The organism is Leifsonia sp. NPDC102414 (assembly GCF_044765685.1).
Taxonomy (GTDB): domain Bacteria; phylum Actinomycetota; class Actinomycetes; order Actinomycetales; family Microbacteriaceae; genus Leifsonia.
Window position 1 is genome coordinate 24474 of record NZ_JBIWKN010000007.1, and the last position, 22423, is coordinate 46896.

Below are 22423 nucleotides of genomic sequence, written 5' to 3' on the forward strand. Positions count from 1 at the left end.
GCACCGCGGCCTGTGCCGTCCAGCGGGCGTAATCGGGCGTCAGAGCGGGATGCAGCCGACTTCACAGGCCGATCCCCTCGGTCGCTGCGTCCTCGAACGCCTCACCCTCGTCCACGTACTCCCAGAACACCGGGGAATTGGCGGACCACCCGCCCTGACGGCGCAGCTTCTCGACGCGCTTGCCCTTCTTGCGGCCGGTGGTGACCAGACCACGCCGGGCGGAGTGCCCGGTGATCCGGCGCCCGGTCAGGCTCGCGTACTTCGCGCAGCGTGCGAGGGCGCGGCCGACCCCGTCCGGCGACAGGCGCGCGGTGCCCTGGTTGCCCCACTGGTCGACGGGCAGGAACGCCGGTCCCCCGGGGACGGCGCCAGCCGCCAACTTGGCCTCCTGGTACGCGCGCCAGCAGCGCACCGGGCAGGTGTCGATGTCCTCGCCGTAGGTGACGGGTGCATCCCGCTCCGGGCGGCCCTTCACCGAGGGCACGTGCACCATCAGGCCCTCGTCCACGGCCTCGATGTCCGGGTCGTCCAGCTCGGACATCTCCTCGTTGCGGCCCGCGACCGCGAACTTCAGGGAGTTGAGCGCCTTGTCCCGCAGCCGGGTCAGGTCCGAGACCACGATGGTGTGCTGCCGCCGGGCTCCGGGCTGGGGTGCGCGCTCGCGCGGTGCGTTGGCCATCTTCCGCAGGTCGTTCGGGGTGATGGCGGCGGCCTTGCCGCGGCCGCGCTGTTGGCGCCGCTTGTCCAGCCGGAGGGGCTTCAGCGCGCGCCGGGCCGCCTCGGTGGCCTCCTTGGGCACCGTGTAGCCGTGCCTGCGGGCCTCCGAGGTGACGCCGGTGATCCGGCGCTCGATCGTGTTCGGCGGCGCCTCGACCACCTGGTCCAGGTACGTCACGAACGACACGAAGGTGCCCACGGTGACCTTGCCGAGCGGCAGGCGGGTGCCGGTCCGCTCGGCGAGCCAGTCGTGGAACTCCCCCCAGATCTCCCAGTCCCGCTCGTAGCCGTCCTTGGTCTTCTTCGGCCGGATGTCGTTCAGGTGCTCCTTGGCGTCCGTGTCCAGTGCGGCAAGGACGGCGGCCACCGGGTCGCGTACGGCGACCTCGCCGGCGCCGGGGGTGTCGTCGTCCACCAGCTCGGCGTCGACCACCTCCACCGGCTCCAGCGCGGTCCCGTACTCCTCGGCGGTTGTCACTTGGCGGCCTCCACCTCGTCGGCGAGCTTGCGGACGCGTGCTGCGGAGTGGGTGATCCGGTCCGCCTCGACCTCCAGCGCGGCCAACCCGTCCGAACCGGTCTCGACATACCCCGCCGCGACTTCGCCCACCAGGTGGGCGACCTCGTCCAGCACCTCGGCGGCGTCCGTGAGGCCCGGGCGAAGCTCGCCGCGCATCAGGTAGTGGGCCGCGCGGGGGAGTTCGCCGTACGCGGGCAGGTCGTCGCGGGTGGCGACGGCGGCCTGCTCCTCGTCCTCCGCGGGGAAGGGCACGTACACCTGGGTGAGCATCAGCCCGGGCTGCTTGCTCTCTGCCTCGGTGGCGAGCCCGGAGACCACGGCCACCAGCCGGGGGTGGATGGTGTGCACCTGGTCCGGCTCGCCGGGCAGGGCCCGGTGGTGGTCGTCCAGGGACAACGGCATCTCCCCGGGGAGCTGCTCCAGCAGGGTCCGCAACTCGCCGACGGTGTCGAGCATCGGCGCCGCGGCGACCGCCGCCCGCAGCCGGGGCGCCTGCTCCGCGTGGGTGTCGCGGGCGTCGACCGCGGCCCGCCCCAGGGCGAACGCCACCTGGCGCATCACCTCGTGGTACGCGTCGTCGTTCAGCCCGATCCGGTTGTCCGGGTTCTCCGTGAGGAGCTGGTGGTAGAGGGTGCGCTGCCCCTCGGCCCACACCCGCAGGTCGTCGGCGGCAGCGAGTTCGGTGGTGTCGAGCGCGGCCGCCACCTGCTCCCACGTCGCCCCGAGCCGCAGCGCCTCCGCGACCGTGCTGCCGCGCTGGGCACGGACGGTCCGGCGGATCGCCTCGCCCAACGCGATCTGCGTCAGGGCGTCGCTGACGGCGGCGTCCTGGTCGCGGTCGCGCTTGGTCAGCAGTCGCAGACCGGCCTCGGAGCGCTTCTCCGCGAGGGAGGTGAGCGGCGTGCCGGCCGGAACGTCGTCCGGGCGGTGGGTCTCGGCGGCCATGAACATCGCGTCCGGGTCGGTGTGTGCCTCGCTCATGCCTTCTCTCCAAACGGTGCAGGGACGGTGTAGCCGTGCTCGCGCAGCCACGAGTGGGCCGCCTTCTCCTCAGCGCGCAGCCGGTTGAAGGCGGTGTCACCCGAGGGAGTCAGGTCCTTGAAGGCGATACGGGCGCTGCGGGTCTGCGCCCACTGGCACAGTTCCCATTCCGGCTGGCCGGTGTCGCTGTTGTACGCGGCCGGGGGCAGGGAGCCGTCCCGGACGAACGTGTCCCGCTCGGTCTGTCGCTGCTCGACCTTGGCCTCGGCGGCGGCGAGCGCGGTCCGGGCCGCCTCGACCTCCTTCTCCGCTGCGGCGATCCGGTCCTCGAAGTACGTGGTGACGACGGCCGTGCCGTCGATCTGGTCCCTGGCGCTCACTGGTCCTGGTCCTCCTTCGTCTCGGTCTTGGCAATCCAGATGGGGCTGCCGATCAGCACCACGTCGGCGGTGACGGTGCCCACGCGTACGGGCCCGTGGTGGGACGCGTAGACGTAGGTGCCGACCTCGCAGCCGAACGGGACGGCCCGGCCTTCGTGGTCCTGGTGGACGGCCGACGCGAGGTCGACCAGGGAGCGGGTCACCCCGGGGACCGTGAGCGCTTCGATCGCGGCCTCATCGGTCTCCGGGTGGTCGACCGCGAGGAGCTGCAAGGCGCGCACCGCGGTCGTGTCGTTCAGGGCCTCCCGGGCACCGCTCGGCAAGGTGTCCTTGTCCTTGCCGGGCTGGACGTTGCGGGAAGCGCCGAACAGGCACCAGCCCACGGTCAGCGTCGGCAGGCGGCTGACCCCGGTGTAGAGCACCAGGCGCGGGTCCTCGAACCCGCCGGTCTGGTACAGGTCGACGTCGCCGTAGAGGGCGAACGGTCCGGTCGGCACCGCCGCCGGCCACTTGGCGAACACCTGCGTCGCCGACGGGAGCTGTTCCTTGACGGCGTCGATGGCAGCGTCATGGTTGCCGCTCACTGGGCCGATCCCTCCTTATCGGTGGCGGCCGTCTCCAGCTCCGCCGTCACCCACTTCGCCGCCGCGGCGACGGTGCCGAACGGCTTGTCACCGCTGTTCTTCGCCCAGACCGTGTAGCCCGACAGCCCGCGGGCGGGAGGGCGGAAGTCGGGCCCGATGGCCGCGTACCAGACCGTGGCGCCGCGCTTGCCCCGGCCCTCGGTGATGGCGCCGACGATGTCGTCCTCCGACAACCGGTCGACCTTCTCCCGGGAGCAGAGGTAGGCGCCGGGCCCGGCGTCCTTCCAGTCGAGCAGCGGCGGACCGGGGTAGAGCCACAGCCCGGCCACCTTCTTGGGGGGCTGTCCGTAGCCGGTGCTCGCCGTGGTGGTCGTCCGGGTGGTGTACTCCTCACCGCCGATCAGGTGCACGATGCCGCAGGAGCGGCACAGCACCCGCAGGGTGATCAGGTCGTAGTGGTCGCGGTGGCTGCACTCCTCGTTGGGGCATCCATGCTCCGGGCCTTCCCGGCGGGGGCGCCGCTTGTCGGGCTCGGTCTGCTGGGCGACCTCCCAGACGGGCTTGGCGCACTCCTGCCGATGGGCGAACGGCTGCCAGTCCAGGTGGGCGGCGATGGCGTCGGAACTACTCATCAGCCGTCACTTCCCGTCCGCGGTGAGCCAGCGCAGCAGGAGGGTGATGTCGCTCTGCACGGCCTTCTCGTCGCCGGTGCGGATGTGCTCCAGCAGCGCGAGGCCCGGGGTGGGCTCGCGGTAGACCAGGACCGCGGTGTCGTCATCGTCGTCCGGCAGGACGTCGGGAAGCGTGCGCCACGACCAGTCCCGTCCGGCGCCCGCCCGTGCGGCGCGGACCTCACCGACGCGTACGGCGCGGGGCCGATAGCCGATGCGGTGCAGCAGGGCGAGCCCGGGGTCCTCGTCCTGCTCGCAGTCGGCGGGGCACGGCGGGTTCGGCTCCGCGTCGCAGCGGCGTGCGACCTCGCGAGACAGCTCCCCGAGCCGCATCACGCTCGCCTTCGGGGCCCCGCCGACGGCCACGGTGCGAGCCACCTCCAGCGTCTCGCGCACCAGGTGCTCGGGGGTCAGCTCGGTGGCGTTCTGGCGCCCCAAGTAGTCCAGCGCCTCGTCGGTCGTGAACATCGGGGCGGAGCCGCGCGCCGGGGCCACCCACGTCGTGAGGTTGTCGGCGCCGTCCAGGTCCGCGACGTGGTGGGGGGCGAAGGCCTCGCCGGCGGGCTCGGTCGGGTACGGCTTGCGGCCGGTGCGCATCAGGCGCTCGATCTCGGCACGTACCCCCTCCGGGCTCTGGTCGTTGAACAGCCCGGTCTCCCGGAACAGGTGGGCCGCCTCGTCCACCATCAGCACGACGCGGTCCGTCGAACCGCCGGTGCGCTCGTGCTGGACGGCGAGCACAGCGGCGAGCATGTCCTTGGCCGATGCGATCGTCTTGCCGGGCGCGAACTTCTCCAACTCGGCTCGCAGGCGCAGGAGTTCCACGGTCTGGTGCTGGAGTTTGGTGGCGGCCCACTTGCGGGCGGCCTCCGCCTCGACGTCCTCGTCGGCGTCGCGACGGTACCGCTCGGCGACGGCGGCGCATTCGTCCTCGGTGCACAGGACACGGGCCACGGCCTCGGCGGAGCCGTCGGGGTTCTCGGTGACCTCGACGTCGGCGTCGGTCAGCTCGGCAGCGATGCACTCGGAGACCATCCGCAGGCACCTGCGGGCGTTGGCCTCCAGCTCCGTGAGGTGGTCGGCGGTGAGCGGCACGGAGACGTTGGGGACACTCCAGCGCACACGGTGCAGGTGGACGGTGTAGGAGCGGTCCGGCTCTCCCGGCACGAGGAGGAGCGGTACGGACAACGGCATGTCAGTCACTCTTTCGGGTGGTAGCCGTACGGCCGATCCGGGCGAGGTGCTCGAAGTCGGCGTCGGTAAGCGGGCCGCCATCGGGGCGGGCGTAGTCGATGGTGACGCTCGGGCGGGACCACACCCGGAACAGCTCAAGCTGCCCGGGGCATAAGGGAGTTGCCTCCGCCGCAGGGGCGCTCACTGGCTGGTCTCCGGGGCTTGTGCGGCGGCCGCCTCTTCGGCCCGCAGCTCCGCGTCGACCTCCGCCTTCATCGCGTCGTAGCGCGCGGCGTCCTCGGCGTCGTGGTATTCGACGTACACCCACCGGGCGTGGTCGTAGCCCTCCTCTTCCCGCCACGGGAAGACGGCCCGCCACAGCGTGTTCCAGGCGTCCTGGAGGGCGTGGAGGCAGCGCAGCCGCTCGCGGCCGTCGTGGAAGCTGTCGGCGGCCAGCGTCTGGGACTGGTGGCGGACGGTGTGCTCCGCACTGCGGATGATGGCGTCCAGCGCGAAGCCCATCTTGTAGGTCGCGGTGCCGTAGTGCTCGTCCATCTGGGCGCGCAGTCGCGGCACGAGGAACGCGAAGACGGCCTCACCGTCGGCGGCGGTGAGGTCCACGACGTACCGCCGCGGTGGTTCCGGAGTCGATGACACAGGCGTTCGATTCCTTCCGGGTCGGCGGGCCGGTTCGCTGACCTGTCGTCATGTCCGGTTTATCGCCTCGGATATGGCACATTATCCGAGCCGATGAGCGCCCGGCTACCGGATCGCCCGAACGAGTGCAGAATTCTTGCCAGATTCTCCCCGGTCTAGACGGAGGGGGGTCCGGAGGGGCACACTGCCGATGGAGACCCGGGAGAACCGGGTAAGAATCCGTCGGAAGGTTCCAGTGAAGATCACCATTGAGGGTGCGAGCGAGGAGTTCGCCGAAAAGGTGCTCGCGCTCGCCGCGCAGCAGGGCGCGGAGCTGACCGTCGCCACCGTACAGACCGGCTGGAGCGTCGACCGCGCCGAACGCTACCTCCGCTCCCTCCCCGCCGGCGCCCGCCGGTTCGCCGAAATGGTCATCCTCGACGGCGACGGCTACCTCGACGCCGACCAACTCCGGTCCGTCGTCGGCCGGTTGAACGGGCCGACGGTCGCCCTCTCCCGCGCCGTCCCGCGCGGGGTGAAGAAGGGCTGGTGGCCGGAGGGCACCCCGGCGCCGATCAACCCGGTGTCCGACCCGGACAACCCGAGCTGGCACCAGAACATCGCGTACCGGATGGACGCGGGGAACGTGCCCGTCTTCCGCGAGGCGCTCGCCCGTCTCGCGTTCACTCAGGGGGCCGCCCGGGCGGCGGGGCTGCACCCCGGCGGCGCGGGCAAGACGTCCGCGTCCTGGACGCCCGACCCGTCGATGCTGGAGGGCTCCCCGGACGTCAAGTTCGTTGACGTGGACGGCGGTTCGCTCCCGGCCGACGACGACCAGGACGACGACCACACCCCGAGGAGCTGACCGTGCCTCGGACGGCGCGGGGTGCTGCGGTGAGCCGTCCGGCACAGCCGGAGTGCACCGGCTGCGGGATGACGGACCTGAACTTCGTCTGCGCGGCCGCTGCCGGGTGGGCCCTGGTGCTGGGACGGCTCCGCTGTCGTCTCTGCGCGAGCGGCTTCCCCGCCTGGATGCGCCGCTCCTTCTGACCAACTCCCCTTGAAAGGAACGGACATGACGTTATCGCCCGACGCGCTGAACACGGCGGACACGCTGTGGCAGCGCCTCACCGAGGACCAGCCCGCCGTGGCCGCCGCGCTCGCGATGAAGGTGCGCGCGCTGCCCGAGGACTGGTCTCTGCGCGTCCTCGGCGTGGCCCGGCCGCACGCCGCGCTGGAGCTGCCCGCCACCGCCGACGTGCCCATGGAGATCGAGCCGTACGACGCCGCCGACTGGGAGAACTGCCCGGCCTGCGGCGAGGTGGCGAACCAGCTCTGCCGCTACCACGAGGGCTACGCCACCGGCTACGAGGCGCTGAACCAGCCGCTCACGGAGGCCTCCCGCGTCGACCCGAAGGTGACCGTCGCGGACGCCCTGCGGCGGCTGACCGAGGCGGACGAGGCCGCCGAGCGCGGCGAACTCGCCGCCGCCGTGGAGCGGCTGACCGGGGGGCAGGGATGACGACAACCGCGGGCTTCCTGGTTGTCCCGCCCCTCGACCTGGCCCCCGGCACGCTGCTGGTCGCGGTCGGCCCCGGGGCCTCGGGCAAGTCGACGTACGCCGACACCGTGGCGGCCGATGCGGTTGTCTGCCTCGATTCTCTGCGCCGCGAGATCGGCGGGGACGAGGGCGACCAGTCGGTCACCCCGGCCGCCGTGGAACGACAGAACGCCCTCCTGGAGCACCACCTGGGCGCCGGGTCGACGGTCTTCCTCGACAGCACGAACGTGGAGCCCCACGTGCGGGCGCAGCTCGTGGAGCGGGCCCGCCGGCACAGCCGCCCCATCGTCGCCCTGCGCTTCCTGCCCGACCTCGACACCTGCCTGACCCGCAACGCGCAGCGGCCGCCCAACCGGCAGGTGCCGCCGGACACGCTGCGCTGGCAGCACCAACTCGCGCGAGAGGCCACCCCGGACGCCCTGCTCCGGGAGGGCTTCACCGCCGTGCACCACATCGAACCCACCTCGACAGGAGCCACCGTGTCCAGCGACGTCCTTGCCCCCGCGCGGATCTCGGATGCCGTCGCCGTACTGCGCAAGGCGCAGGAGGGCGACGAGGGAGCGCGCCGAGACCTCGCCGAGTTCTTCCCGGAGTACGAGGGGCTGGTGATGCAGACCGATCACGCCCGCTACCTCGAACACGCCGCCCGCGCCGGTCTGGTGGCCACGCACCTCCTGATCCTGGAGGCCGGGAGGTGGCTGGCCTCGGTGGACACCTACACCTCCGACTTCGAACTGCCGCTCGCGTCCGTGGCGCTCGGGGACTACGCCAGCAGGACCGAAGCGATCCGGGAGACGGTGCGCGCCGCGACGGACAACGGATGGGCGCTCGCCCCCGAACACCAGTGGTCCGACTTCGACTGCGGCGGCGGGGAGATCCACATCCCGATCCACGCGCGGCCGACCGCCGTCTGACCAGCGAGAAAGGACCGCATCCCATGCGTACCTGCACCCGTATCCAGCGCCGCCGAGACCGCGGTTGGCGCAAGCCCGAGCGGTGCATGATCGTGGACCGCACCTCCGACTTCGGCAACCCGTTCACCATCGCGGGCGCCATGGACATCGGCTACAAGGAGCCGGAGGCCCGGCAGACCGTCATCGCCGAGTTCCGCCCGTGGCTGCGCGGGAGCCGCGCCAACTGGACCGCTGACGAGAGCGACCGGCGCCGAGAGAAGATCCTCGCCCGGCTGCCGGAGCTGCGCGGCATGGACCTGGCGTGCCCGTGCGAGCCCGGCGAGCCGTGCCACGGCGACGTGCTGCTGGAGTGGGCCGCGCTCTCCCCGCTCGCCCTGGAGGTCCGCATCGCCGCCACGCGCGTCCGGGTCGACCGGCAGCGCGCCTTCCAGGGCCTGGAGCCGATGTACGACGCCGACGAACTGGCCGCCGTCCTCACGCAGGACGTGGGCCTCGACTGCCTGGTCGACTTCGACCCGGGCGACGGCATCCCGCAGCGCTGCGACAACCGGACCTGGAACCACTACCTGAAGGGGCAGCGGCTGCACGAGGACGCGGTGCGGGTGCGGCTGGTGGAGGTCTTCGCGTGAGCCCGGCGGACGCCGACGCCCCGCGCCTGGACCGGGCGGAGGCGCACGCGGAGACCGTGCACCGCATCTTCGGCGACCGGCGGGCCGCCCCGCCGGCGCGGGAGCTGCTGCTCGCCGTGGCGTACGCCCTCTTCGTCGCCCCCGGCGAGCCCGGGCGGGTACTGAGCACCGCCGCCCGGGCGCTGGGCCGGAGCCCGGCCACGGGACGCCCCCGGTTCGATGCCCTGGTCGCCGACGACGCGCCCCGCTACGAGCCGCCCCGCGCGGCGGCCGACTGGGGCCCCGGGCAGGCTCCGGGCTGCGAGGCGCCGCGCCTGCGGCCGTACGTCTACCGGCCGCGCCGACCCGCCACAAGCGGCGAGGAGGAGGCCGCGGTGCCGCTGCGGCCGCTGCCCGAACCGGTCGTGCACGTCGGCCCGGGCTACGTCCCGCCGGTCGACTACCGCAACAAGCACGGGATCTGTGGCGCCGACTCCCACCACAAGGTGCTGGAGCTGGACCCGCGCACCGGCTGGGTGCTCCCGCACTGGTTCTGCAAGCGGCACGTCGACCACGCCGAGCGCGTCGCCGAGCAGGTCCGCGAACAGAACGCGGCCGCGCCCGAACCGATCCCGAACCGCGGCGGCCTGCTGCCCGCGTACTTCAAGGCGCCGTGGGAGGACGTCTACCGGCACTACGCTGCGGCGAGTTGGAAGCCGCCCTCGTGGGGCCTCTCGGCAGACGACTGGCCCGACCCGGGCAACCCGCCCCCGGCCCGCTCCCCGCGCCGCCTGCGGGCCGTGTAGGCGCGTTTTATCTGGCCAGATAGACCACGATCAGGGCCGGGGACTTCCCGGCCCGTACGAGAAGGAGACCCATGGGTACCTACGAGACCGACCTTGCTGCCGCGAAGCGCTCGCGCACGGCGTGGGGCTGCACGTGCGGAGCCGACAATCCGGCGACGTACGACGCCTGCCACGACTGCGGCCGTCCGTCCTGGTCGTGCGCCACCTGCGGCACCGTCAACCCCTCCGGCCGCGGCGACTGCACCGAGTGCGGCAACACGATGCCCGCCGAGCTGCTGGGTGACCGCGAGGAGGGGTTCGAGATGACCTACGAGGAGTGGATCGCCACCCAGGTCGGCCCCCGCGTCGTCGGCGGCCGGTACCACCACGGCGACGCCGCGAGCGCGTACGAGGTCCTCGCGATCGAGCGCGGCCCGCGCCCGCTCGGCACCTGGCCCGTGTGGGACATCAAGGTCCGGTACGAGCGGGACGGCCGGGAGACGACGCACTGCACCGGCTGGGACGCTCGCCGCGACACCGTGGTGGCGCAGCCGCCCGCCGGCGGGGAGGACACCCCCCTGCCGTAGGCGCTGCACCTGGTCGACCACGGCGGCGCGGACGCACAACGACGCGGGCCCCGGCTCCCCTTGAAGGGGACCGCCGGGGCCCGCGGGTTATCTGGCCAGATAGACCACCTCTCTCAGGCGGACTCCTCCGGCGCGAAGTTCTCCTTGCAGTCGCCGCACATGATGTTGCGGCGTTCCAGCGTCTTCGGGGAGACCCGGATGACCGCGGGCGTCTCGCACTGGCAGACCGCCTTGACGTAGTTGCGGTCCTCCTTCTCCTTCTTCCCGGTCGGCGCCTCGTCGTCCCCGCCGGCGTCTGCGGTGTCCGTGTCGTCGGTGGTCCCGCCCTTGCTCCCGCTGCCGCCTCGGGTGCGGGTGGCGAAGAGGTCGGGGGTGCGGGTGGCGTGCATCGCCTTGTCGAGTGCGGCGATCTCCTTGGCGTAGGTCTTCGCCGCCTCCTCCCCCAGCTCCGTACCGGCGAAGCCGTACTTCTTCTTCCACTTCTCGCCGACGTCGGCGCGCTGGACGAGTCCCATGGCCTCGGCCGTCTTCCGGAACTCCTTGTTGTGGTACTGGCTGGCGGAGCAGTCGTTGACGCCGCGCGCCTCGTTGGCCGCGTGGGTGGCCTCGTGCAGGAGGTACCCGAAGACCTTGGGGGCACCGTCGGCGAGCGACTCGGCGGTGACGAACACCTCGTGGTGGCGCTCGTCGCCCTCGCGCAGCTTCCACCGGCGGGGCGCGAAGTGGGCCAGCTCGACCGCGCTCGCGCGGCCGCCGGTGGCCATGCTGATGACGGCCTCGGGGACGTCCTTGTGGCGGGCGCGGATCGCGTCCCACGCGTCCACCAGGGCGGAGGTGACTCCGGCTGCGATCTTCGCGACCGTCACCTCGGCGGGCGGGTCGGGCACGATCTCCAGGGACGGGGCGGGCGCGGGCTCGGGGATGACGGCGACGGCTTCGGTAGGCATGGCTCCATCCTAGCTGAAACTCACCTCTTAAGAGGTGAGTTTCTGGGGTGAGTTGGCGGCGCGTTGCCCCAACTCGGGCCCGTTCGCGGCGCACTGGCGGTGCCATCCGGTATGCAGGAGACCTGAGCTACCGGCGAAGGAGTCCCGCGTGTACGTCGACATGGCCGCCCTCGATGAGGAGTGCACCCGTCTGGCCTGCCTCATGGCCGACCGCAGCATGGAACACCTCACCGTCCCCGAAGCGCGGTCCCCCGAGCAGCAGGGCGCCGACCTGGAGGCGGAGTTCTCCAGCGAGCTGGAGCGGTCCTTCGGCAGGATCGCCGCGGCGGGCTCCGACCCGGAGTGCATCCTGCCGAGCATGCTGATGGGGATGGCCGGGAAACTGGCGATCCTCGCGACGGACGTGTCCCTGCGGGGCGAGCAGGACGCGGCCGGGGTGATCCGGTCGATCGGCGGCCGGTAGGCCCGGGGAGCGAGCCGCTACCGTTCCGGCATGGCAGGCGAGACGGAGCACCCCGTGCTCTACCTGACGAAGATCTGGCTGTTCACCTGGGAACAGCACCGGCCCGGCGGCTGCCGCTGCGTGTGCCGCTTCTACCACGGCGGGGAGGGCACATGCTTGGCGGCCGCGGAGCCGGGCCGTCTGCTGCGCATGGTCACGCCAGGGGTGGAGGGTCAGGGACACCCGGCGGACATCACCGACGCCCTTCCGGTGTGCGCCCCTTGCTACACCGCCCTCGCACCGCTCAGCGAGTAGGGGTACCGGCTATGCGGCCCCGTACCTGTCCTGGAGCTGAGCGAGCAGACGCCGTGTGTCGGTAGCGGAGAACCAGGTCACCACCTCGGTCGGGGGCGCGTCCACGGTGACATCCCACACCCCGGCCGTGTCTCTGGCAGCCACTTGAATGGGGGGCTGCGTCAGCCACAGCTCATCCACTCCGTCACGAACCACGACGCCTATGAGATCGGGCTGAAGCACCGCGGCGGCGATGGCAGCGCTGCCGGGCCCCATGAGTAGGTCGGCCAGGGCCTCCGTGGCGGTGTCTCCCCGCACGGCCGACGCCGCCATGCTGATCTGGTCGCCCGCGTCCGTGAGCGTCACCGCCATGTACGTGCAGTCGATGTGGCGCTGCCACGGTGGGGTCTGCCACTGGAAGGTCATGCACCCATCCTCCCCAGGTGGCTTGGGGTAGCAAGGGTGCGGCCGCCAGGTCGTCCCGGCGGCCCCTCACGTTCGTCGGCCCTGCTTCAGTCCTCGGCGTGCGTCCAGGCGCTGGGCACCAGGCTGGGCATGCGGTGCTCGATCTGGTGCTCGCCCTTGGTGCAGCCCGAGAACGGGCCGGTGGACCCGCGCAGCTCCCGAAGGGCGGGGTCCATGTGGTCGCGGTGCCAGACCGAGGGCCCCGTGTACCCGCAGGATGCCGGGTCCGTCAGCTCCTGCCAGGCGAGCCACACCGCGTGCAGGCGGGCGACGGCCACGGGGTGCTCCCACCACAGGTGACACCAGCGGGCGTCGGCCGACGGCTCCGCGAGGTAGCCGGGCACCAGCACTCCCTCCACCCACTCGATCAGCGCGCGAAGCTCGTCGTCGTACTCCGGCGGGTCCAACAAGAGGATGAAGGGCGGGTACTGCCACTCCTCTTCCCCTTCGTCCTCCTCGGCGGTGGCCTCCCCGCCGGCCGTCTCCTCCTCGTCGGCGGAGGCCTCGCCCGGCTCCTCCCCCTCTCCCCCGGTCAGCTTCGTGACCAGGGCCGTCAGGCTGGCGACCTTGGCCTTGAGGTCTTCGATGTCCTCGAACATGCCGATCGGCACGTCCAGTTCCGGGCCGTCGTCGGGGTGTTCATCGGCCACTGCGCGTCGCCTTCCGCAGCTCGTGGGCACCCACGGCACGCTTGGTGATGGCGGCCTCCTCGTCGCGCATCTGCGGGCCGATGTGCGCCATCGCCTTCTCCGCGTACCAGGGCCGCAGACTGATCTGCGCGACCGGCATGCCGGTGGACATCAGCAGGGCCGTGCCCTTCTTCATGGCGCGGATCTCGGCGGGGTCGAGTACCTGCTCGCGCTGCTCGCTCCAGGACCGGCTACCGCCGTCCTTGCTCTTGGAGTACGAGCCGCGCTCGACGTAGTGCGCGCCGGTCAGGGAGCTGATGTCCTGAGCGAACTTGGCGTCGTCCATCCCGACGCCGATCACCTTTTTCGTGGCCGCGCTCCACATGGAGTCCATGCCGACCTCGCCCCACGCTTTCACGCCCTGGCGATAGCTCTGGAGGATCACGAACGGCGTGATGCCGCGAGACCCCAAGTGGCTGTAGAGGTCGGGGAGATCGGCGATTTTGCAGATGTTCGCGGCCTCATCGAGCACGGCGCGCATCGGCTCGGGCAGGCGGCCGCCGTGGCGCTCGCCCGCCTCGGTGCCGGCGGTGAAGACCGCATCGGCGACCGCGGCCACGAGTGCCGAGGACGGGCCGCCCTTCTTGCTCAGTAGGTACAGCGTGTCCGTGCTGGTGGCGAAGGCCTCGGGGTCGAAGCGGGCCCGGTGCTTGTCCGGGGTGACCCACGCGAGCGTCTTCTCGTCGCGCAGCGCGGACATGGCCGTACGTGCGTTCTGGTAAATCCCGGATTGTGTCTCTTCGGCAATATTGATGGAGGAATCGACCTGTTCGGCGAGCACCGGTTCGTGCTGGTAGAGCACGCGGAGCGGCGCCTTCTCCTTCGGGTCGGACAGCCACTTCATGACCTCACGGACGGTGGCGCCCTCCCACCACGCGGCCCGGAAGAGGCCGGTGAGCAGGTCTCCGGCGGCCTGGCTCCAGAACGGGTCGGCCTGTTCGCTGGTGATCTGGTTGACGAAGTGACTGGCGAGCCGCTCGGCCCCCTCCAGCGTCTCGGCCTGCGCCACCAGGTCGACCCACACGTCCCGCTCGGCCTGCGCGACGCCCTGGGTGTCGAACAGGAAGGTGGTCCCGACCTTCCCGCGGGAGCCCACCGTGGCGGCGTAGACGTCGGCCTTGTTCGACGTCATCAGCAGGGCACCCGGCGCCTCCTCCGCCACGGGGATGGCGAGGCTGGTCGACTTGCCCGCGCGGGGCGCCATGATGGCGACGTAGGTGTCCTCGTCCGAGCCGCGCAGCTCGACCCCGGATGGCATGTGGTCACCGAGGAGGACGCCGCGGTCGCGGGCCGGGAGCTTCGACGGCTTCGTCCCCTTCAGGGAGGCCCGCAGCCTGGTGGCGGTGCGGGCCGCGTGCTTCGGGGTCAGCTCGCGCACCTGGTGCAGGGTGGCCAAGCTGGACGGGTTCCTGAACCATCGGAATGCCCAGCGCAGACCCCACACGAGGAACACGGTGACCGCCAGGTCGGCGACGGTGGCGCCGACGATGGACGCGGTCTGCGACTGCGGCCACACCGTCGACCAGTCGCTGACCATCCGGAAGACGGTCACCGGGGAGGCGGGTGCCGCGTCCTCGCCGGTCACCAGCGCGCCGGCCGCGGCCCCGGCCCACGTCGTGGCGGCCAGCGCCACCACGCCGCCGAACAAGATGGCTCCGCCCGCCCACGCCCGGTCGTTCTCCGTCATCATCGGCCGTCGCCCCCTACGCTCGTCGTCGTCCGGCGCCGGTTGGTGTCCGTGCGGTAGAGCCGCAACTCGGTCTGCGTCAGCTCCAGCGAGGCCGCGATCCCGGGCCGGGTGCCAATTTTGATCAGGTACTTTCCGCGGCCCGGATGCCGCGCACCCTCGTCCTCCAGGGCCGCGTTGCTGCCGTCGGCGTCATCGAAAGTCGGGTCGATGTCGAGCCCGGTCGACGTCGCCGAACTCCACGAGCCGATCATCATGCGCTCCTGCTCCGTGAGGCTGCGCTTGCCGGTGACCCGGGTCAGCTCCTCCTCGGAGGACGCGCCGATCACCCAGGTGTCGCACCGGTCCATCAACCCGCGTGCCTTGGCCCGGTCCTGCTCTGTCGGCAGCGCCTCGACGTCCAGCAACGAGTGCGTGACGTAGATCGTCACGTCGTTCGTGGTGCGGTTCAGGCGGCTGATGGCGTCCATTGCGTCCACCAGGCCGGGCCCGCTCCTCAGCGCGCGCCACATCTCGTCCATCGGCAGCACGAGGGAGCGGTCCATCAGGCCGATGCTGCGGGCGCTGTCGATCGCGGAGTAGGTGTACGCCCACGTCGCGATCATGCCCGCGCTGACCACGTCATTCCCGCGGGCCCGCAGGGCGGAGATGTCCACGGACACGGCGGGCGCCGAGATGTCCAGGGGTGTCGTCGTCGGACCGTCGAACAATCCCTTCAACGGGCCGCCGATCAGGTTGTCCAAACCGGCGATCACGGATCGCGTCAGGTCGCGGTACGTATCCCCCTCAGCGGCCAGCTTGTTGCGCAGCTCCTCGGGGGCCGCACGCAGGGCCTGGACGACGTCGGCGACCACGGGGTCGCTGCCGGACTCCTGCGCGGCGGACGCGACCTGCACCGCGGTGTCGAGCGCCGACCTCTCGATCTCGTTCGGGGACCGGCCCAACCCGTGCTTCGTGCTGAGCAGAGCAACCAGGGTTTCGAGCCGCCGGCCGTTGAGGACGTCCAGCAGGGACTCGCGCCGGTCGACGGGCAGCGTGTGCACGCGCCCCTTCAACGGGCCGGAGTCCAAGGGGTTCAGGCGGCCGATGCCGTCGCCGATCCGTACGACGGAGCCGCCGAGTTCGCGGATCAGGTCGCTGTACTCGCCCTTGACATCGCCGGGGACGCAGACCATGTGCCCGTACGCCGAGTAGACCAGGCACACGCGCTTGACCAGCGCGCTCTTGCCCGCGCCCGGCTGCGACATCACCCACATGCCGGGGTTGGTGGTGAGCTTGCCGGTCCATCCGCTGGGGTCCACACACACCAACTCACCGGTCAACACGTCCCGTCCGACCGGCACGCCGCGCGGTGGCAGGCCCGACCCCAGAAGGAAGGGGTAGATGCCGCCCGCCTGCGAGGTGGGGCCGGTGTAGACGGTGCCGGTGTCCTCGACCGGCGAGCGGCCGCCGAACCGCCCGCCCCACCCGAGTCGCGGGGCGAAGCGGCCCTTCAGCTTCTTCTCGGCCCGCCGCTCGTCGCGGGTCGGGGCCTGCTCGATCACCCGGACCACCCGCTTGGGTGTGGTCACCGGAACCTGCTTGGGCTTGCGTGCCATCGTCGTCAGCCCCCCTCTCACTTCACGAGCGGCGAGTAGCCGATCGGCAGTCCGGCCGCGAACACGGCGGCCTGGGCGCCGAACGCACTCCGCATCCGGATGCCTCGGGTCGCCTTGACCGCGCGGGCCAGCTCCTGGCGCGCGGCGGGCAGGTCGGCGGTGCGGCGGGCGGTGGCGGTGACCATGAGGGTCCAGTCGACCACCTGGGAGCCGCTGGCCACCTGTGCGGCGGCCCGCTCCGCGCGCTGGAGGTCGGCCCTCTGGCTGTACTTCGCGCGGCCCTTGACCTCGGCGGTCGCCTGCGCCTGGTTTTGGGCGTGGCTGATCTCGCGCTCCAGCACCGCCTCGCCCTCGTACGGGTCCAGGACGCGGTAGCTGAGCGTCAGGCGTCGCTGGTAGCGGCCGGGGGCGAGCAGCGGCAGCAGCACGGAGTACGGCAGGGGACGGCGCGGCATCTCGCGCAGCACCCAACTGACGGACACGCCGCCGTCGTGCGCGTACTCCTCCCAACCGTCGTCGGCGGCCTGCGGCCCGCACTCCGACCACGAGAGATCCGCGAACTCGCTGTCCCTCGCGTTGAACACGTCCGGGTCGTACGCGCTGCGCACGATCCGGCGGAGGTCGACGTCGGTCGCCCGCCGCTCGATGTCCGTGCCGGTGCCGGACAGGTCGAGCGAGTCGACGACCCGCAGCGCCTCGGCGACCTGCTCCGCGAGGTCCGCCGGCGCGTTGACGGTCGCGTTCGGGTCGACGGTGACGCTCATCCACGGCGCCACGCTCGCGGTGGCGTGCGGGGTCGTGCGGACCAGTTCGTCAATGATCTTCTTGGCGAGCTGCGGGGCGCCCGGGTCCTTGCGGACCGCGACGTCGTCGCCGAGCGCCTCCCCTGCTCCCGGGGTGATCTGGATGGTGACGGACGCGCCCTTGACCTGCTCGTCGGTGCTCATCGCGTCCAGCACGGACGACCAGGTGCGCAGACTGCTCTGCACGGCCCCGGTGGGCGCCATGAGGCTGCCGCCCGGGGCGAGCAGGGTGGTGATGGTCATGTAGCCGGTCGCACGGTCGTGGACCACACCGACGGGTCGGCCGCTGGTCGGGTCGTGCGCCCTGATCAGGGTGGAGCTGGCGCCGACGCCGGGCAGGTCCAGGGCGTACGGGTGCGGCAGCAGCAGACGCCGGTAGGACGTGGCGTCGAACTTCGCCGCCCTCTTCCAGGCGATCTTGGCCCAGTAGTAGTTCAGCGCGGACATGCCGTGCCGCTTGGCGGCGGCCAGACCGAAGATCGCGCCGGTCACCGGCAGGGTGATCAGCAGGGACAGCGGGACCTGGGTGGCGATCAGTCCGTCCGCCATCAGGATGGCCGCCGCGAAGATCGTCGCGTTCCGCGACAGCCCGCCGAAGCCGAAGCTGCGGCGGGCCCGGAAGCCCTCGACCATCAAGGTCTTGGGCACTTCGTGGGTGGTCACTGGTTCTCTCCGCCCATTGCTCCGCTCGCGCCCTGGATCGCGTCGTTGACGCCGTCCAGGACCTGGATGCCGACGCCGACCGGACCGAGCGCGCCGGCGGCTGCACCTGTTCCCGCCGCGGTGCCGGTGGCTCCCGCCGTGCCCGCTCCAACACCGGTGCCTGCACCGGCCGCTGCCGCGTCGGCCCCGGCGGCGCCTTCGGCTCCGCCTTGTCCGGGTACGCGGGCACCGGCCTCGTTCCGGGCGGCCTGCGCCTGGGCGTCGCCGCCCTGGCCGCCGTCCTCGCCTGAGCCTCCGTCACCGCCGCCGCCGTTCTGGCTGCCCATGCTCTGTTCGACGTACCGGGCGTGGTCGACCGCGCTCGACGGGCTGTCGCCGTCACCGCCGCCGCCGTCGCCGTCGCCTCCGGCCTTCCCGGAGAAGTAGCCCGCAGCCGCGGTCAGGGCGCCCCCAGCGCCGCCCGCGCTCATGCCCGCGCCGACCGCCGCCCCGAACGGGGCGAACACCTTCGTGAGGGGACCGGGGGCGATGACCGCGAGGACGAGCGTGGCGCAGCCGCGCAGCCATTCCGCGAGGGTCCTCGCGTGCCCGAACTCCGCGAACCCGGTGCAGATGATGATCGCGACCATCGGCTTGTACGCCACGATGACCATGCCGGAGGTGATGAGGCTGGGTGCCCACTTCCGGGTGGCCTCGCCGCCGGTCCGGCCGCCGCCGGCCACGGGGATCAGCAGACAGATGATGGGGATGGCGCTCTGCCGAAGGAAGATCATCACCATCAGCACGAAGCCGATCAGCAGCAGGACGCCGACGATGCACAGCAGGGTGATCGGGTTCGAGACTGCGGTGGGCAGCAGGACCGCGATGATCCGCTCGTAGGCCTGCCCGTCGTCCTTGAACGTGGCGTTGACCAACCCGGCGCTCAGCGCGTCCCCGAGCGTCAGCAGGAACGCGAACAGGCTCACTCCGAGGGCGGACAGGAAGAGGTTCTCCACCCACCCCCGCATCGCCACCCCGGCGTGCTGTGCCTTCCCGGTGACGGCCATCTTGGCCAACTGCCAGATCACCCCGAAGGCGGCGATCACCAGCCCGAGCCAGACGAGCATGCCCGCCAAGGTCGCCTTCCCGGTCCACAGGCCGGTGCCCTTGAGGTCCACCGACGGCCCGAGCAGGGCGAAGGTCAACACCTTCTTGATGACCCACTTGGTGACGTCCTGGGCCGACTTGATCATGTCGCCGAGGACGCTGTCCCAGACGTTCTTCCAGGCCTCCTTGATGGCCTTCTCGCCCGCGTCGCCGACCGCGTCGCACATGTCCGAGCCGGTCAGGCCACCGATGCCGGTCAGCTTGCCGCCCGTGTGCAGGATCGTCCCGAGCACCGGCCCGGTGCCGATCCGGCACGCCCCCTCGATCACATTGCCTATGGGGCCGTCGGCCCGCGCGGGCTGCGGCGCCGAGACGACGGACACGCCGAGAACCGCGACCAGGGCGAGCAGGATCGCAGCGATCCGGCGCCCTACGACTCCCTGGCGGCTCATGACGCCTGCCTTATGGCTGTCCAGCCGCTGCTGTTGAAGTCCGCGTCGCCCGGCGCCACGATGTGCGGCTGGGCCTGGCCCTGGACGTCCTGCTGTGCGCGGGCGGTGGCGTCACCGGTCAACTTCCAGTCGCCGCCTTCCCATTGCGCGCCGGCCAGAGTGCGGGTGTAGCTGCCGCTCTCCTTCGCCATCTCGCCGTTCTTCTGGACCACCCTGGACAGCAGCCATGCGCTGACCTCGGTGTCAGATTTCTTGATGATCTTGTAGCCCACCACGGTGCTGCGGACGTACGCGCCCGACGGCAGGGGCTGCCCGGCCGCCACGCCCATCTGCTTGGCCAGAGCCTTGTCGCTCTGCTGGCCGTTCAGCTCGATCTGCTCGGCGTTCTCCGAGGACTGGTCGGCCTTGCCGATGTACGAGCGGTAGATGCGGAGCTGCTCGTCCGTGTTGGTCTTGGTGCCCTCGATGTCGGTCGTGTTGGCCGCGAGCATCATCGCCACGGCGCCTTCGGTGGTCTTCGGGAAGCCGACCTGGCTGCCGTGGTCGTCGGTGCGCTTCCCCCGCGGAAGCGCCGCCCACGAGTTCGGCTCGGTCCAGTCGTCCGGCGGCGCGTACGTCGCACTCGGACCCGGTGACGCGGACGCGCTCGCCCCGCCCTTGCCCGCCGCCGGGGTGTCCCCGCCGTCGTCGCCGCTGAGAACGGCGTAGCCGGTCAGGGCGAGCACGGCCGCGAGCACGCCGCCCGCCAACCACATGCCCTTGGTGTTCCACGTCCCCCTGGTGCGTCCCATGTCCCCCGCCTCAGCCTGCGATGCCGTTGAGGATCGCGATCAGGGAGCTGGAGACGATGATGGCCACCAGCCCTCCGCCCATCCACTTGAAGGGCTCGCTGCCGCCGCCGTTGCGGGACTTGTCCGAGACGGCGAGCTTGTAGACGCCGAAGATGACGCCGCCGACCCCGGCAAGGATCAGGAGCCACAGGGCGTATCCGAAGATCTCGCTGACCGGGCCGTCCATGCCCGGGATCTTCGTCGGTTTGGCCCCGGGGATCAGCCCATCGGCGAGATACACGACAGCGGCTGCCCGCTCCATAGACATGATCATTTCCCTTCGATCGTGCGCCGCAGCTTCTCGGCTGCGGACCGGACGGTCTTGTACTCCAGAGCCTCGTCAGGACTCTTAACGGCCCGTAGAACGGGCAGGTACGGCAGCCTCGCCACCCCGGCCAGTCGCCCCTCCAGGGCGCGGACCAGGAAGCGGGCATCCTGCACGGGGCGGGTGGGAGCGTCGGCCACCCACACCAGCCACGGACGGGGCAGCGAGCCCCAGCGGTGCAGGGTCTGCTCCAGCATGTTCACGCCGTACAGCGTCGTGTCGGCAATGAGGACGGGGGCGGCGCCGTACGGGATGTGCTCGCCGTACCCCAGGACCCGGGCCCGGGCGCCGCCGGCGTCGTTGTCGAGCATCTTGGCGACCGTCGCCACTGCAATGCCGAACCCGTTGTCGACGGGCATCAGCGCGTACCGGAGAGCAACCGGCGTCCCGGTGCCCGGAGTTGATGTCACCGATTGGGCGGTCATGCCGCAACTCCCCCCGAATAGCTTCGTTTAAGACACGATATTGGGTTCTTGGGATCACTGAGGTTAGCGTGAACCCCCGACAAACCTGGGTGGCGTTTTCGCGGGAGCAGGAGGTCGAGTCACAGATGTCGCTCTACAACAGCGCGCGACAGCAAGGGATTCGTCTGCAAAGCGAGGGTTGTTTCCGGACGGGGACGGGATTGCGGCTGGTCACCCCGACCGCAGTCACAGCGTCAACACTCCCACCCATCAGCCACACCCCCGAGTCGCCAATGGTTCCGCGCCAACGCCTTCATTTCGCCCTGCGCAATGAAGCGGGCCGCATTTCGCTGAGCGAAATCACCCGACACGAAACCTGATCCCGACCCTACGTGAACCGTGATCCGGCCCACGGACCGGACCCACTCGAATGGAGGCGCGCATGTCACACAACTCGTGATCTAGTGCGGCAGAAAGTCACACAACTGGCGTAACGGCGAAGCGAGAACAAGCACGGGGGGAACAGGCACGTGAAGGTGCTCATGGGGGCCGTCGCCGCGCTCATAGGACTCGTCGTCCTGGCGCTCGTGACGGTGGTGGGAGTGGTGGTGTCCGACGACAACGCCTCGGCCGCCGAAACGACCAGCGGCGGTGGGCTACGCGGGGTGCCCACCGAGTTCCGCACATGGATTCTCAAGGCGGACGACGCCTGCGCCGAACAGGAGATGACCCCCGCCCTGCTGGCCGCTCAGCTCTGGCAGGAGTCCAAGTTCGAGACCTCGCCGGAGAAGGCCACCAGCGACGCCGGCGCGCAGGGCCCGGCCCAGTTCCTGCCTTCGACGTTCGCCACGTGGGGCCGCGACGACGACGGCAACGGCGAGACCTCGCTGTGGGACATAGGCGACGCCGTCATGGCGCAGGGCCGGATGATGTGCTCCCTGCTGAAGCAGGCGAAGTCCTCCGGCTATCCGGGCGATGTCCGGGGCCTCGCGCTGGCTGGCTACAACGCCGGATGGGGCCGCGTCCAGGAGTACAAGGGAGTGCCGCCGAAGTCGTTCGCGAACGGCGAGACCTACGACTACGTGCAGCTCATCCTGAGCTACATGCCGCGCTTCCAGGGCCCGAGCCTGATCCAGGTCTCCGGCTCCGGCTCGGCGGCCGACGCACTGCGCAAGGCGGTCGGCCGGATAGGCACCCCGTACGCGTGGGGCGGCGGCGGAACCAACGGCCCGTCAAAGGGCTTCTGCGACGGCACGAACGGCTACCTCAACGGTGACTGCGTGGCCTCCAGCACGATCGGCTTCGACTGCTCCGGCCTCGTCCAGTACGCGTTCGCGCCCAAGCTGAAGCTGCCGCGCACGGCGTCCGCGCAGTACGGCGCCACGTCCGACCGGCCCGTCTCCCGCAGCGACCTCAAGGAGGGCGATCTGCTGTTCTGGTCGCACGGCGGAAGCGGCTCGATCTATCACGTCGCGATCTACGCGGGTGACGGCAACGTGGTGCAGGCGCCGCGCACTGGAAGGGACGTGGAACTCGCTCCCCTGACCTCCGCGATGCCCGAGCGGGACTACTACGGGGCCACCCGCCCCTGACCCGAAACGACGTGTGCCGCAGACCGGTCT

26 protein-coding genes are annotated in these 22423 nt (G+C 71.2%); 9 read left to right on the forward strand and 17 right to left on the reverse strand.

What is annotated here, in order from left to right:
- Positions 1–61: 61 nt before the first annotated feature.
- The 7 genes from ACIRCZ_RS19110 to ACIRCZ_RS19140 all read right to left on the reverse strand — a co-directional run bounded on the left by ACIRCZ_RS19110 (position 62) and on the right by ACIRCZ_RS19140 (position 5682).
- Complete coding sequence (locus ACIRCZ_RS19110) at positions 62–1195, reverse strand: hypothetical protein (protein WP_402856118.1); 1134 nt, start codon at positions 1193–1195, stop codon at positions 62–64.
- Entirely contained in the window at positions 1192–2217 is a 1026-nt protein-coding gene (locus ACIRCZ_RS19115) for a hypothetical protein (protein ID WP_402856121.1), read from the reverse strand. The genes ACIRCZ_RS19110 and ACIRCZ_RS19115 overlap by 4 nt, the downstream gene beginning before the upstream one ends.
- Positions 2214–2597 carry a hypothetical protein gene (locus ACIRCZ_RS19120; protein WP_402856124.1) on the reverse strand — a complete coding sequence of 128 codons (384 nt, stop codon included), beginning with the start codon at positions 2595–2597 and terminating at the stop codon, positions 2214–2216. Before ACIRCZ_RS19120 ends, ACIRCZ_RS19115 begins: the two co-directional genes overlap by 4 nt.
- Positions 2594–3181, reverse strand: coding sequence for a hypothetical protein (locus ACIRCZ_RS19125; RefSeq protein WP_402856127.1), 588 nt, complete (start codon positions 3179–3181; stop codon positions 2594–2596). The genes ACIRCZ_RS19120 and ACIRCZ_RS19125 overlap by 4 nt, the downstream gene beginning before the upstream one ends.
- The gene (locus tag ACIRCZ_RS19130; RefSeq protein ID WP_402856130.1) at positions 3178–3813 is read right to left on the reverse strand and encodes a hypothetical protein; all 636 of its coding nucleotides are present in this window, start codon (positions 3811–3813) and stop codon (positions 3178–3180) included. Before ACIRCZ_RS19130 ends, ACIRCZ_RS19125 begins: the two co-directional genes overlap by 4 nt.
- Before the next feature lie 6 nt (positions 3814–3819).
- Positions 3820–5046 carry a hypothetical protein gene (locus ACIRCZ_RS19135; RefSeq protein WP_402856133.1) on the reverse strand — a complete coding sequence of 409 codons (1227 nt, stop codon included), beginning with the start codon at positions 5044–5046 and terminating at the stop codon, positions 3820–3822.
- A 180-nt stretch (positions 5047–5226) separates the two neighbouring features.
- On the reverse strand, positions 5227–5682 hold the full coding sequence (locus ACIRCZ_RS19140) for a hypothetical protein (RefSeq protein WP_402856136.1): 456 nt from the start codon (positions 5680–5682) through the stop codon (positions 5227–5229).
- Between the two features lie 235 nt (positions 5683–5917).
- On the opposite strand from ACIRCZ_RS19140, the gene ACIRCZ_RS19145 reads away from it, so the two are divergent.
- The 6 genes from ACIRCZ_RS19145 (at position 5918) to ACIRCZ_RS19170 (ending at position 10116) form a co-directional block, all read left to right on the forward strand.
- Positions 5918–6526, forward strand: coding sequence for a hypothetical protein (locus ACIRCZ_RS19145; protein ID WP_402856139.1), 609 nt, complete (start codon positions 5918–5920; stop codon positions 6524–6526).
- A 210-nt stretch (positions 6527–6736) separates the two neighbouring features.
- Complete coding sequence (locus ACIRCZ_RS19150) at positions 6737–7183, forward strand: hypothetical protein (protein WP_402856142.1); 447 nt, start codon at positions 6737–6739, stop codon at positions 7181–7183.
- Positions 7180–8136: an AAA family ATPase gene (locus ACIRCZ_RS19155; RefSeq protein WP_402856144.1), complete on the forward strand. Its 957-nt coding sequence runs from the start codon at positions 7180–7182 to the stop codon at positions 8134–8136. The genes ACIRCZ_RS19150 and ACIRCZ_RS19155 overlap by 4 nt, the downstream gene beginning before the upstream one ends.
- A 23-nt stretch (positions 8137–8159) precedes the next feature.
- Positions 8160–8765: a DUF4326 domain-containing protein gene (locus tag ACIRCZ_RS19160; RefSeq protein ID WP_402856147.1), complete on the forward strand. Its 606-nt coding sequence runs from the start codon at positions 8160–8162 to the stop codon at positions 8763–8765.
- The gene (locus tag ACIRCZ_RS19165) at positions 8762–9550 is read left to right on the forward strand and encodes a hypothetical protein (protein ID WP_402856150.1); all 789 of its coding nucleotides are present in this window, start codon (positions 8762–8764) and stop codon (positions 9548–9550) included. The genes ACIRCZ_RS19160 and ACIRCZ_RS19165 overlap by 4 nt, the downstream gene beginning before the upstream one ends.
- A gap of 71 nt (positions 9551–9621) precedes the next feature.
- On the forward strand, positions 9622–10116 hold the full coding sequence (locus ACIRCZ_RS19170) for a hypothetical protein (protein ID WP_402856153.1): 495 nt from the start codon (positions 9622–9624) through the stop codon (positions 10114–10116).
- Positions 10117–10229: 113 nt separating this feature from the next.
- On the opposite strand, the gene ACIRCZ_RS19175 is transcribed toward ACIRCZ_RS19170, so the two are convergent.
- Entirely contained in the window at positions 10230–11063 is an 834-nt protein-coding gene (locus ACIRCZ_RS19175) for a hypothetical protein (protein ID WP_402856156.1), read from the reverse strand.
- 148 nt (positions 11064–11211) lie between these two features.
- On the opposite strand from ACIRCZ_RS19175, the gene ACIRCZ_RS19180 reads away from it, so the two are divergent.
- Both ACIRCZ_RS19180 and ACIRCZ_RS19185 read left to right on the forward strand, forming a co-directional pair.
- Positions 11212–11526 (forward strand): hypothetical protein, encoded by a 315-nt coding sequence (locus ACIRCZ_RS19180; protein ID WP_402856159.1) that lies wholly within the window; start codon positions 11212–11214, stop codon positions 11524–11526.
- Positions 11527–11556: 30 nt separating this feature from the next.
- Positions 11557–11820: a DUF6372 family protein gene (locus ACIRCZ_RS19185; protein WP_402856162.1), complete on the forward strand. Its 264-nt coding sequence runs from the start codon at positions 11557–11559 to the stop codon at positions 11818–11820.
- Positions 11821–11829: 9 nt separating this feature from the next.
- Here ACIRCZ_RS19185 and ACIRCZ_RS19190 read toward each other — a convergent pair whose 3' ends face one another.
- The 9 genes from ACIRCZ_RS19190 to ACIRCZ_RS19230 form a co-directional block, all read right to left on the reverse strand.
- On the reverse strand, positions 11830–12225 hold the full coding sequence (locus tag ACIRCZ_RS19190; protein WP_402856165.1) for a hypothetical protein: 396 nt from the start codon (positions 12223–12225) through the stop codon (positions 11830–11832).
- Between the two features lie 86 nt (positions 12226–12311).
- Positions 12312–12914 (reverse strand): DUF4913 domain-containing protein, encoded by a 603-nt coding sequence (locus ACIRCZ_RS19195; protein WP_402856168.1) that lies wholly within the window; start codon positions 12912–12914, stop codon positions 12312–12314.
- A complete protein-coding gene (locus ACIRCZ_RS19200; RefSeq protein WP_402856171.1) occupies positions 12904–14643 on the reverse strand; it encodes a type IV secretory system conjugative DNA transfer family protein in 1740 nt (579 codons plus the stop codon). The genes ACIRCZ_RS19195 and ACIRCZ_RS19200 overlap by 11 nt, the downstream gene beginning before the upstream one ends.
- The gene (locus ACIRCZ_RS19205) at positions 14640–16211 is read right to left on the reverse strand and encodes a hypothetical protein (RefSeq protein WP_402856174.1); all 1572 of its coding nucleotides are present in this window, start codon (positions 16209–16211) and stop codon (positions 14640–14642) included. The genes ACIRCZ_RS19200 and ACIRCZ_RS19205 overlap by 4 nt, the downstream gene beginning before the upstream one ends.
- Before the next feature lie 44 nt (positions 16212–16255).
- Complete coding sequence (locus ACIRCZ_RS19210) at positions 16256–17704, reverse strand: PrgI family protein (RefSeq protein ID WP_402856177.1); 1449 nt, start codon at positions 17702–17704, stop codon at positions 16256–16258.
- A complete protein-coding gene (locus ACIRCZ_RS19215; RefSeq protein WP_402856180.1) occupies positions 17701–19242 on the reverse strand; it encodes a hypothetical protein in 1542 nt (513 codons plus the stop codon). Before ACIRCZ_RS19215 ends, ACIRCZ_RS19210 begins: the two co-directional genes overlap by 4 nt.
- The gene (locus tag ACIRCZ_RS19220; RefSeq protein WP_402856183.1) at positions 19239–20033 is read right to left on the reverse strand and encodes a hypothetical protein; all 795 of its coding nucleotides are present in this window, start codon (positions 20031–20033) and stop codon (positions 19239–19241) included. The genes ACIRCZ_RS19215 and ACIRCZ_RS19220 overlap by 4 nt, the downstream gene beginning before the upstream one ends.
- Before the next feature lie 10 nt (positions 20034–20043).
- Positions 20044–20340: a hypothetical protein gene (locus tag ACIRCZ_RS19225; RefSeq protein ID WP_402856186.1), complete on the reverse strand. Its 297-nt coding sequence runs from the start codon at positions 20338–20340 to the stop codon at positions 20044–20046.
- Positions 20341–20342: 2 nt separating this feature from the next.
- A complete protein-coding gene (locus ACIRCZ_RS19230) occupies positions 20343–20807 on the reverse strand; it encodes a hypothetical protein (protein ID WP_402856189.1) in 465 nt (154 codons plus the stop codon).
- 524 nt (positions 20808–21331) lie between these two features.
- Between ACIRCZ_RS19230 and ACIRCZ_RS19235 the strand changes: the two genes are divergently transcribed.
- Positions 21332–22393: an NlpC/P60 family protein gene (locus tag ACIRCZ_RS19235; protein WP_402856192.1), complete on the forward strand. Its 1062-nt coding sequence runs from the start codon at positions 21332–21334 to the stop codon at positions 22391–22393.
- Positions 22394–22423 lie beyond the last annotated feature (30 nt).

What these genes read in the sequence shown, in the direction of transcription:
- ACIRCZ_RS19200 (WP_402856171.1), bottom strand. Translation starts at nt 14,643, where the DNA reads ATGATGACGGAGAACGACCGGGCGTGGGCGGGCGGAGCCATCTTGTTC.
- ACIRCZ_RS19150 (WP_402856142.1), top strand. Translation starts at nt 6,737, where the DNA reads ATGACGTTATCGCCCGACGCGCTGAACACGGCGGACACGCTGTGGCAG.
- ACIRCZ_RS19135 (WP_402856133.1), bottom strand. Translation starts at nt 5,046, where the DNA reads ATGCCGTTGTCCGTACCGCTCCTCCTCGTGCCGGGAGAGCCGGACCGC.
- ACIRCZ_RS19215 (WP_402856180.1), bottom strand. Translation starts at nt 19,242, where the DNA reads ATGAGCCGCCAGGGAGTCGTAGGGCGCCGGATCGCTGCGATCCTGCTC.
- ACIRCZ_RS19130 (WP_402856130.1), bottom strand. Translation starts at nt 3,813, where the DNA reads ATGAGTAGTTCCGACGCCATCGCCGCCCACCTGGACTGGCAGCCGTTC.
- ACIRCZ_RS19185 (WP_402856162.1), top strand. Translation starts at nt 11,557, where the DNA reads ATGGCAGGCGAGACGGAGCACCCCGTGCTCTACCTGACGAAGATCTGG.
- ACIRCZ_RS19190 (WP_402856165.1), bottom strand. Translation starts at nt 12,225, where the DNA reads ATGACCTTCCAGTGGCAGACCCCACCGTGGCAGCGCCACATCGACTGC.
- ACIRCZ_RS19155 (WP_402856144.1), top strand. Translation starts at nt 7,180, where the DNA reads ATGACGACAACCGCGGGCTTCCTGGTTGTCCCGCCCCTCGACCTGGCC.
- ACIRCZ_RS19160 (WP_402856147.1), top strand. Translation starts at nt 8,160, where the DNA reads ATGCGTACCTGCACCCGTATCCAGCGCCGCCGAGACCGCGGTTGGCGC.
- ACIRCZ_RS19170 (WP_402856153.1), top strand. Translation starts at nt 9,622, where the DNA reads ATGGGTACCTACGAGACCGACCTTGCTGCCGCGAAGCGCTCGCGCACG.
- ACIRCZ_RS19115 (WP_402856121.1), bottom strand. Translation starts at nt 2,217, where the DNA reads ATGAGCGAGGCACACACCGACCCGGACGCGATGTTCATGGCCGCCGAG.
- ACIRCZ_RS19175 (WP_402856156.1), bottom strand. Translation starts at nt 11,063, where the DNA reads ATGCCTACCGAAGCCGTCGCCGTCATCCCCGAGCCCGCGCCCGCCCCG.
- ACIRCZ_RS19220 (WP_402856183.1), bottom strand. Translation starts at nt 20,033, where the DNA reads ATGGGACGCACCAGGGGGACGTGGAACACCAAGGGCATGTGGTTGGCG.
- ACIRCZ_RS19225 (WP_402856186.1), bottom strand. Translation starts at nt 20,340, where the DNA reads ATGTCTATGGAGCGGGCAGCCGCTGTCGTGTATCTCGCCGATGGGCTG.